This is a genomic window from Pseudoxanthomonas sp. LjRoot204_2 (assembly GCF_056175765.1).
The window spans coordinates 1-7,488 of the sequence record NZ_JBGFFG010000151.1 but is presented as its reverse complement, the minus strand read 5'-3'; the positions used below and the strand labels follow the sequence as shown (position 1 = coordinate 7,488).

Annotated in this window: 8 protein-coding genes and 1 pseudogene; 7 read left to right on the top strand and 2 right to left on the bottom strand. The window is 68.2% G+C overall.

Annotated features, from left to right (window positions below):
- The first annotated feature begins 150 nt into the window (after nucleotides 1-150).
- From AC04L7_RS08895 to AC04L7_RS08865, 7 genes are all read left to right on the top strand, one after another.
- The gene (locus tag AC04L7_RS08895; protein WP_435999221.1) at nucleotides 151-1,986 is read left to right on the top strand and encodes a 3-hydroxybutyrate oligomer hydrolase family protein; all 1,836 of its coding nucleotides are present in this window, start codon (nucleotides 151-153) and stop codon (nucleotides 1,984-1,986) included.
- Nucleotides 1,987-2,198: 212 nt separating this feature from the next.
- Nucleotides 2,199-2,813, top strand: a complete 615-nt coding sequence (locus AC04L7_RS08890) for a CDP-alcohol phosphatidyltransferase family protein (protein WP_296282689.1) — start codon at nucleotides 2,199-2,201, stop codon at nucleotides 2,811-2,813.
- A 70-nt stretch (nucleotides 2,814-2,883) separates the two neighbouring features.
- Nucleotides 2,884-4,275, top strand: a complete 1,392-nt coding sequence (gene phaE / locus AC04L7_RS08885) for a class III poly(R)-hydroxyalkanoic acid synthase subunit PhaE (RefSeq protein ID WP_435999220.1) — start codon at nucleotides 2,884-2,886, stop codon at nucleotides 4,273-4,275.
- On the top strand, nucleotides 4,272-5,342 hold the full coding sequence (locus AC04L7_RS08880; protein WP_435999219.1) for a class III poly(R)-hydroxyalkanoic acid synthase subunit PhaC: 1,071 nt from the start codon (nucleotides 4,272-4,274) through the stop codon (nucleotides 5,340-5,342). Before phaE ends, AC04L7_RS08880 begins: the two co-directional genes overlap by 4 nt.
- Complete coding sequence (locus tag AC04L7_RS08875; protein ID WP_435999218.1) at nucleotides 5,339-5,722, top strand: YfeK family protein; 384 nt, start codon at nucleotides 5,339-5,341, stop codon at nucleotides 5,720-5,722. The genes AC04L7_RS08880 and AC04L7_RS08875 overlap by 4 nt, the downstream gene beginning before the upstream one ends.
- A 39-nt stretch (nucleotides 5,723-5,761) precedes the next feature.
- Nucleotides 5,762-5,965, top strand: coding sequence for a PspC domain-containing protein (locus AC04L7_RS08870; protein ID WP_296282693.1), 204 nt, complete (start codon nucleotides 5,762-5,764; stop codon nucleotides 5,963-5,965).
- Nucleotides 5,966-5,967: 2 nt separating this feature from the next.
- Nucleotides 5,968-6,414: a hypothetical protein gene (locus AC04L7_RS08865; protein WP_475512853.1), complete on the top strand. Its 447-nt coding sequence runs from the start codon at nucleotides 5,968-5,970 to the stop codon at nucleotides 6,412-6,414.
- A 5-nt stretch (nucleotides 6,415-6,419) separates the two neighbouring features.
- Here AC04L7_RS08865 and AC04L7_RS08860 read toward each other — a convergent pair.
- A pseudogene (locus AC04L7_RS08860) lies at nucleotides 6,420-6,599 on the bottom strand (hypothetical protein); the annotation flags it as partial.
- 89 nt (nucleotides 6,600-6,688) lie between these two features.
- The coding region (locus tag AC04L7_RS08855) for an NAD(P)/FAD-dependent oxidoreductase (protein WP_475512852.1) at nucleotides 6,689-7,488 on the bottom strand (800 nt) is incomplete at its 5' end.

Genomic DNA, 7,488 nt, shown 5'->3' with positions numbered 1-7,488 from the left:
GGGTGTGGGTCTTCTGCATGGGGGCTCCTGCGTGCTGCGGTTAGGGTAGCAGGCACGCAGGATCCGTTCGTGGTACCAAAGTACGATGACGGCGCTTCCCCCGAAGGGTAGTTTCATGGCACTGACCGGAACCCTGGACGCTTTCCACGCATGAACGCGAAGACGCGCATTTCCTGCGGCCTGATGCTCGGCGCGGCCCTGGCCGCCTGCAGCACCGCGCCGCCCAAGCCCGAGGCCGTCGCCCACATGATCCAGCCCCAGCGCGTTACCGAACACCGCGGCAGCGACGACCTGCTCACCGCGGGCCTGGGACTCGACGGCCTGCGCGCGATGGCCGCGCCCGCGTTCGCCGATCCGGCGCACCCGACGTCGGCCGAACTGCGTCGTCGGGCGATCTGGGCGAACTGGCGCGGCATCGCCGATCTGTCGCTCACCGGCGCCTATGGCCAGGCCTACGGCAGCGTGGCCAGCGTGCCCGGACGCGAGTATTCCGCGCTGGCGACGGTCGCTGGCGCGAAGCAGCCGCACCGCGTGCTGGTGCAGGTGCCGGACAATTTCGATGCGACCAAGCGCTGCGTAGTGGTCACCGCGTCGTCGGGCTCCCGCGGTGTCTACGGTGCCATCGCGGTCGCTGCCCCATGGGGACTGCCGAAAGGGTGCGCGATCGCCTACACCGACAAAGGTGCGGGCACGGACTACTTCGACCTGACCGAGCAGCGCGGGGCGCGCGAAGACGGGACGATCGGCGCGCTGGGCGACGGCACACTGGCGTTCACGCCGGATGCGCCGGTCGGTGCCAGCGGTGTCGCGGTCAAGCACGCGCACTCCAAGGACAATCCGGAGGCCGACTGGGGCCGCCACGTGAAGCAGGCCGCCGAGTTCGCGCTGGCCGCGCTGGACCAGGCGTTCCCGCAGGCGGCGCCATTCCGTTTCGACAACACGCGCGTCATCGCGGTGGGTATCTCCAATGGCGGCGGTGCCGTGCTGCGCGCTAGCGAGGAAGAAGGCGGCTGGCTGGATGCCGTGGTCGCCGGCGAACCGAACATCCTGGCAGCCGATGCGCCGGGTGCGCGTTCGCTGTACGACTACACCACCGAAGCCGCGCTGCTGATGCCGTGCGCAATGCTGGACCTGCCGGCGGAATCGCTGCCGCAGCCGCCGCTGCGCGCGCAGGTCGAGCCGCTGTGGACGGCGCGGTGCGCCACCTTGAAGGCGGCCGGTCTGGTGACCGGTGCGGACGTCAAGGCGCAGGCTGCCTCCGCACGTGCGCAATTGAAGGCGAATGGCTGGACCGATGAAGCCCTGGTGGCGGGCGCACTGAGCGTGGGCTTCGACCTGTGGCGTGCGGTCGCCGTCACCTACGCCTCGGCCTATGGTCGCTACGGCGTCGGCGAGCATCCGTGCGGGCATGCGTTCTCCGCGCAGAACCCGGACTTCAGCGCACGCGCGGCGAGCGCCGCCGAACGTGCCGCGTGGTGGTCGGATGGCAGCGGCATTCCGCCGGGGGCGGGGGTGGGCATCGTGGACACGAAACTGGCGCCGCCGGACTTCACCCTGCCGGGCCTGCAGTGCTTGCGTGCACTGCAGACCGGCAGCAGCGACGATGCGCGCCGCGTGCAGGCCGGCATCGCGCAGACCGCCGCGCGCTTCCCGCGCACGCGGCGGCCGGTGGTGGTGATCCATGGGCTGGACGATGGACTGGTGCCGCCGGCGTTCTCCAGTGCGCCGTACGTGCAGGCCGCGCGTGCCGCCAATCCCGACGTGCGTTATTGGCAGGTGCGCAACGCGCAGCACTTCGACGGATTCCTTGCATTGCCCGCGTACGGCGCGCGCTACGTACCGCTGCTGCCCTATGTCTACGCGGCACTGGACCAGGTCAGTGCCACCCTGGACGGCAGCCGCGAACTGCCGGCCAACGCGCTGATCAACGCCAGGCCGCGCGGTGCTGGCAGCGTCGAGGCGAGCCAGTTCGCAATTCCGCGTTGAAAGAATCCTTCTCCCCGCCTGCGGGGAGAAGGTGCCCGGAGGGCGGATGAGGGGCAGGGCGCGGCGAGTCCGCGAGCGTGTAAGCATCTGGTCTTCGTTCGCCCCTCACCCGCCTTCGGCACCCTCTCGCCGTAAACGGGGCGAGGGGATGCGGCAACGTCTTCACCCGGTTCGGCTTACCCTGTAGGCCGTTCCTGGTCACGCGTGCCGCCATGTCCCGACACTTCTCGATGATCCGCGACTTCCAGCTGGCCGACTGGTTCACGCTGGGCAACGCCTTCTGCGGCACCGGTGCGGTGTTCGCTTCCATGCGCTTCCTGCAGGAGGGCATCCTTCGCGACCTGATGATCGGCATGGCGCTCATCCCGTTGGCCTTCATCTTCGACGCACTCGATGGGAGGGTGGCGCGCTGGCGCAAGCAGGCTTCGGTGCTGGGGCGCGAGCTCGACTCGCTGGCCGACGTCATCTCCTTCGGGGTCGCGCCCGCCGCGCTGGCCTACGCCTGCGGCATGCAGGGCGGCTGGGACTGGCTGGTGCTGTCGTACTTCGTCGCCTGCGGCGTCAGCCGGCTGGCACGCTACAACGTCACCGCCGAAACGTTGGCCGATGGGGGCGACAAGGTGAAGTTCTTCGAGGGCACGCCCATTCCCACCAGCCTGGCATTGGTCATCGTGCTGGCCGTCGCCGCGTACCTGGGTCATGTCGGTCCGGCGTTGTGGCTCGGTGCGGTGAAGCTGGGTCCATGGCTGTTGCACCCGCTGGTGCTGCTGTACGCCGTCTCCGGCACGCTGATGATCAGCAAGACGCTGCGCATCCCCAAGCCTTGAGCCGTGAGGTGAGGGCGCGTCATGCACGCGCCGCCGGCCGCGGCTAGAATCGGCCGGGAAGGGAGGGCACATGGCAAATTCCGTTCCACCGTGGCCGGGCGATTTCGAATCGGTGGCCAAGCAGTACTGGAGCCTATGGGGCGACGCCCTGCGACAGGCTGGCGCGACGGCGCCTGCGATGTCCATGCCCGGCGCAAATTCGGGCTGGCAGCAGACGGTCGACTGGTGGTCCAAGCTGGTGCCGGGCGGGCAGGCGCAGGTGGACGAGGCCGTAGGCCGCTTCCAGCGGCAGGCCGGCCAGTGGTTCGGGCAGATGCAGCAGGTCGCGGCCCAGTTCACCGGCCGCGACCATGACGCCAGCGACATCGGCCGCGCCTGGCGCTCCGCGCTCGGCATGGCCGATCCCGCACCGGCCCAGAATCCGTTCTCCGACATCTTCCGCAGCATGCAGGGCGGCGCGCACGGCCTCGACGGGTGGATGCAGCAGATGCGCCCGTGGCTGGAGAACCTCCAGCGGGACGGTGATCGCTGGATGCACCTGCCGACGTTCGGCCTGTCGCGCGAGCATCAGGAACGCTGGCAGCAGCTGGCGCAGGCCTATCAGGATTACCAGCGCCAGGTCGGCGAGTACGACCAGCTGATGCTGCAGGTGGCGCAGGACGCTTTCGCGCGCTTCGAACGCAAGCTGGAGGAGCACGCCGAGCCCGGCCGCCAGCTGCAGAATGCGCGAGCCCTGTTCGACCTGTGGATCGACGCCGCGGAAGAGGCCTACGCGCAGGTGGCGATGTCCGACGATTTCCGCCATGCCTACGGTGGATTGGCGAATGCGCAGGCCCGACTGCGGCTCGGCGTGCAGCGGGAAGTCGAGCAGGTCTGCACGCAGTTCGGCATGCCGACGCGGACCGAGGTCGATTCGGCCCATCGCAAGATCGTTGAGCTCGAACGCGCATTGCGCAAGCTGACACGGGCGGCCTCCGCACCTGTCCGCCGCGCGCCCGCGCAGCCCGCACCCGCGCCCGCGCCCGCGCCGGTGGAAACCCGCTCGCCCGACGCGGCGCCGTCAGCGCGGGCCGCTGCCAAGCCGAAGGCCGCGAAAAAACGTCCTGCCGCACGACGCACGTCGGCTCCTTCGCCGAAGGCGTCGCCCGGGACGCGCGTGGCAGCGAAGAAGGCCGCGCCGAAGAAGCGTGCCGTCAGGGGGGTGGCCGCAGCGGCTCCGGCCCCTGCCAAGCGTGCGCCCGCGCGCGCCTCCACTGCCGCCGAGCACAAGCCCGCCAGGGCGAAGACGGGGGTCGGCGAGGCGAAAGCCCGGAAGCCCACGGCGAAATCAACGAAGAAGACCATTGCGGCAGCCACCACGCCCACGTCGGTCGTATCGATGAAGGACTGGGTGGCGCGCAATGCGACGCGCGGCGCTACGGCGGGCGCGCCCAGCAAGACGAAGCGGGGTAAGGGCAAATGAATGGACCGCTCAACTTCAGCGCCGAGGCCCTGGCGCAGGAAGCCACCACGCTGGCGCAGAAACTGTCCGCCGGCCTGCATACGCTGCCGGAGGTGGACGATGTCCACTACGGCGCCACTCCGAAACAGGAGGTATGGCGCGACGGCAAGGTGGTGCTGTACCGCTTCGTCGGCGAGAAGGCGCCGACGGCGAAGGTGCCGCTGCTGATCGTCTACGCGCTGGTCAACCGGCCGTACATGGTCGACCTGCAGCACGACCGCTCACTGGTGAAGGGCCTGCTGGCGCAGGGCGAGGACGTCTACGTCATCGACTGGGGCTACCCGGACCGGTCCGACCGCTTCCTCGAGCTCGACGACTACATCAACCGTTTCATCGACGGCGCGGTCGATCATCTGCGCGACAGCAGCGGCCGCGATGCGGTCAACGTGCTGGGCATCTGCCAGGGCGGGGCGTTCTCGCTGTGCTATGCCTCGCTGCAGCCGGAGAAGGTCAAGAACCTGATCACGATGGTCACGCCGGTGGACTTCCACACGCCGGACAACATGCTGTCGCACTGGACGCGCGAACTGGACGTGGACCTGTTCGTCGAAGCGCTGGGCAACGTGCCCGCCGACATGATGAACGCCTGCTACCTGATGCTGAAGCCGTTCCGGCTGAACCTGCAGAAGTACGTGGGCCTGGTCGACATCCTCGACGACAAGCGTGCGATCGAGGATTTCCTGCGGATGGAGAAGTGGATCTTCGACTCGCCGGACCTGGCGGGCGAGGCGTTCAAGCAGTTCATCACCCAGTTCTACCAGCGCAACGGTTTCATCAAGGGCGGCATCCAGATCGGCGGTGAAGCGGTCGACCTCGGCTTCGTCGACATGCCGGTGCTGAACATCTATGCCGAACAGGACCACCTGGTCCCGCCGGATGCCTCGCGTGCGCTGAAGGACGTGGTGGGCACGGCCGACTACACCGAACTGAGCTTCAAGGGTGGCCATATCGGCATTTATGTCTCCAGCCGCGCCCAGCGCGAAGTGCCTGCGGCCATCCACCATTGGCTGGGCCAGCGCGCACGATGAAGACGTCGACGCGACGTTTCGTCGTCCTGCTGGCTCTGCTGTTCCCGATCGCAGCACATGCCGCGCCCTCCGCAGCGGCGAAGCGCGAGATCCAGGGGTTGATGGACGCGTTGTCGGCGTCGTCCTGCGAGTTCCAGCGCAACGGCACGTGGCACGGGCGAGACGAGGCGCGCAAGCATCTGCAGCGCAAGTACGACTACCTGCTGAAGCGCGACCTGGCCGATACCGCCGAGCAGTTCATCGAGCGCGCAGCCAGCAAGAGCAGCATCAGTGGACGCGCCTACCAGGTGCGTTGTCCGGGACAACCGGCGCAGCCGGCCGCCACCTGGTTCAAGGCGAAGCTGGACGCGCTGCGCGGTTCAGCCGCGCCGGCGCGCTGACGCGCTAGACTGGCCACGGACAACCGTGGGGAGTTGGCGATGAATACCGCATCCAAGCCGTTTGCCAGGTCGCTGAACGACCGCATGATCGCGGGCGTGATGGGCGGTATCGCCCATCGCTACGGATGGAGTGCCACGCTGCTGCGGGTGCTGTTCGTGATCGTCTCCATCGCGTCGGCGGCGTTTCCCGGCATCCTCGTCTATCTGATCCTGTGGTTGTTGATGCCGAACGAACAGGATTGAGCATGGCGCGGGTGGGCCGGTGGCTCGGATATTCGCTAGGCGTGGTCTGGGCCGTGCCCAATACCGTGATCGGCGCGTTGGCCGGGATCGCGGGTCTGCCGTTCGGTGCGCGCGTCGAGTGGAGTCGCAGGGACTTCGCCTTGGTCTTCCACCACTGGCCGTGGGGACCGGGCGGCGCCATCACCTTCGGCAACGTCATCCTGCACACCGGCGACACGCTGGAATCCGAGTGCATCACTTATGAGCACCGCGCTGGCCATGCCCAGCATCCTCGCATCCGCCTCGGGGACCATGAACGCGCGCATGTCTACCAGTACATGGTGCTGGGACCGCTGTTCCTGCCGGTCTACCTGCTCTGCGGCGGCGTCAGCGTGCGCAATCCTTTCGAGCGGGCAGCGGACCGTTACGCGCTGACCGGCAAGGGATGGTGGCCGTCCGGCTCACCGTAGCGTCATTGCGCCTTCGCGCGTCCCGAACCCGACTTCTTGCCGCCGCCATCCTGCTTGTTGACCGTGGCCCAGGCGATGCGCTCCGCCTCTTCCTTCGATCGCCCTTGCTCGCGCTCGGACTCCTCGATGTGTTCGGCCCGGCGCTTCTGTTTTTCGGTATATGCGGATTTGTCGCCACGGGGCATGGCCGTACTCCAGTCGGGACGTGCCGCCAGCCTGCTCCGATGCGCGTGATGGAGGCATGACGTGGGCGTCAATGCGACGTGGCGCAGCGTCAGCGCTTCAGTCGCTCGAACGAGAACAGGGGCCACAGGGGATGCCGGCGTCGCTCGATGAGCGCACGCAGCAGTCCAGCCCCCAGCATGCTGTAGGTGATGCCGTTGCCGCCGTAGGCCATCGCGAAATGCACCCGCGGCCCCCACTGCGCGTGCGGGCCGAAGAAGGGCAGGCCGTCTTCGGTTTCCGCGAAGGTGCCCGCCCACGAGAACGCCGGCGTGATTTCCAGCGCAGGGAACAGGTCGTGCAGCCGTTTCAGCAGCGTCCGTGCCTTCTTTTCGACCCGCGCATCGCGCTTGGCGGGAATGTCGACAGCGTCGTCTTCGCCGCCTATCAGCAGGCGGCGATCGGACGTGCTGCGCGCGTAGAGATACGGGCGCGCGGTTTCCCACAACAGCGTGTCGGACAGKAACCCGAGGGCTTCCTCGGACAGCGGGTCGCTGATGACGGCATAGCTGCTGCGGTTGCGTGCCACCGACTTCTTCAGCCAGTGCTGGCTGGCATATCCCGCCGCGACCACGAGATGCGAGGCGCGCACGGTAACCCCGCCTTCGGTACGCAACACGACGCCGCGCGCCGTCGTGTCGATCTCGACGACACGCGTGCGGTCGAATACCGACGCTCCCTGCTTCTGCAGGCGCTGGAGCAGGCGATGGGTCAGTCGGTACGGATCGACTCGCGCCCCCTGGCGGCTGAGCAGCGCCGCGGGGGCGTCGAAGCCATAATCGTCCCGCACGCGTCCGGCGGTGAGCAGTTCGACATCCAGACCGTGCCGCCGCCGAGCGGCGTGCTCTTCCT

Coding starts and splice junctions, on each gene's coding strand:
- AC04L7_RS08875 (WP_435999218.1), top strand. CDS start 5,339: ATGAAGACGTCGACGCGACGTTTCGTCGTCCTGCTGGCTCTGCTGTTC.
- AC04L7_RS08880 (WP_435999219.1), top strand. CDS start 4,272: ATGAATGGACCGCTCAACTTCAGCGCCGAGGCCCTGGCGCAGGAAGCC.
- AC04L7_RS08895 (WP_435999221.1), top strand. CDS start 151: ATGAACGCGAAGACGCGCATTTCCTGCGGCCTGATGCTCGGCGCGGCC.
- AC04L7_RS08870 (WP_296282693.1), top strand. CDS start 5,762: ATGAATACCGCATCCAAGCCGTTTGCCAGGTCGCTGAACGACCGCATG.
- AC04L7_RS08890 (WP_296282689.1), top strand. CDS start 2,199: ATGTCCCGACACTTCTCGATGATCCGCGACTTCCAGCTGGCCGACTGG.
- AC04L7_RS08865 (WP_475512853.1), top strand. CDS start 5,968: ATGGCGCGGGTGGGCCGGTGGCTCGGATATTCGCTAGGCGTGGTCTGG.
- phaE (WP_435999220.1), top strand. CDS start 2,884: ATGGCAAATTCCGTTCCACCGTGGCCGGGCGATTTCGAATCGGTGGCC.